Below are 1,257 nucleotides of genomic sequence, written 5' to 3'. Positions count from 1 at the left end.
ATCCTGGACGGCGGGCTGACCATCGCCTGACTCCCCCATCTCGGTGAATCCTGAAGGTGTGTAGCGCACGCCGGGAACCGCGTACGTAATGCCCTGTAATGGCTTTACCGGTCCCGCGGCCCTAAATTGGCGTCACCCTCTTGGCAACTTGAGGGCCTTTTTTTGCCAACAACCGAAGGAGCAATCATGGCCAATATCAGTGTCAATATCGTGGGCGGAACAGAGCAGGAAAATGTGGTGGCAGTCACCGTGGGGGCGCAGCGCTGGGGCCACAACGGCGCTCCGTTTGGCCAGTTCCTGGCGGTCCCTCCAGGCTACCAGCTCCTGACGGTCATCAAGACCACTCAACCGCTACAACTCTCCATGACGCTCGAGGTGCGCGATGGCAACAACACCTTGAACGTGACCGTGAACCTGGACAACATCCGCGTCGTGGAGGTCTGAACAAGGGACGTCCCGGCTTGTGGGAAGCCCTGGCTGAATCTCGGGGTTTCCGCAAGCCCGGCCTGGGCACGTGCGGCAGGACTTAGCGCTTGCGGGCCTGGCGGACCACCAGCAGCAGACCCACCAGCGCAATCACCACAAAGCAGACAAAGGACCAGTTGGCAATCGAGCCGCCCAGAAAGGTCCAGTCGATCTTGGTGCAGTCGCCGCTGCCCTTGAAGATCATGGGAATGGCGCGCTTGAGCGGGAAGGTCTCGATCATTCCGTAAAAATCGCGGCCGCAAGAGGCGATCTCCGGCGGGTACCACTGCAGAAAGCTCTGGCGCGCCGCGACAAATGCGCCGAAACCGGCCAGCAGTACCATCAGGCCCGAACCAGCCATCAGAAAGCCGCGGCTTTTAGCGATGGCGGTCACGGCCGCCACCACAGCCACCAGCACCAGGGCGTAACGCTGCACGATGCACATGGGGCAAGGCTCCAGCCCGACGACGTGCTGCAGGTAAAGGCCAAAAGCCAGCATGGCCACACAGGCCGCGGCGACCAGCGCCAGCAGGCGGCGCGGCATGGCGTCGAAATAGGTCAAAAACATCAGGGGATCCCTCTTTTTTCTGGGTGGATTATGAATGGTCCAGGGGTTCGGGCGTTCGGTGGGCGATAAGTTCCCTTGCGGTATCCATGCGGGGCAAATTCTTCGCCGCCTCTTCAGCATCATTTGCCAGCACTTGTCCTACAGCAGGGGCGCCCCGGCGGGCGTAGATTTTCAGGACCGCAAACTCCCGGAGACCCATCATGATGGTGCAAAACGCCCTTGCC

At 61.0% G+C, this 1,257-nt stretch carries 3 protein-coding genes; 1 reads left to right on the top strand and 2 read right to left on the bottom strand.

Annotated elements, in window-relative coordinates; all coding sequences use genetic code 11:
• Positions 1-186: 186 nt before the first annotated feature.
• Positions 187-444, top strand: coding sequence for a hypothetical protein (locus tag AC1D0P_RS25760; RefSeq protein ID WP_477679324.1), 258 nt, complete (start codon positions 187-189; stop codon positions 442-444).
• Between the two features lie 82 nt (positions 445-526).
• Here AC1D0P_RS25760 and AC1D0P_RS25755 read toward each other — a convergent pair whose 3' ends face one another.
• Together AC1D0P_RS25755 and AC1D0P_RS25750 are read right to left on the bottom strand one after the other, a co-directional pair.
• On the bottom strand, positions 527-1,033 hold the full coding sequence (locus tag AC1D0P_RS25755) for a disulfide bond formation protein B (RefSeq protein ID WP_477679323.1): 507 nt from the start codon (positions 1,031-1,033) through the stop codon (positions 527-529).
• A gap of 28 nt (positions 1,034-1,061) precedes the next feature.
• The coding region (locus tag AC1D0P_RS25750) for a hypothetical protein (RefSeq protein WP_477679322.1) at positions 1,062-1,257 on the bottom strand (196 nt) is incomplete at its 5' end.

Source organism: Polaromonas sp. P1_G2, from assembly GCF_056405515.1.
Note: the sequence above shows the minus strand (reverse complement) of the source record. Positions and strands in the feature narration are given on the sequence as shown.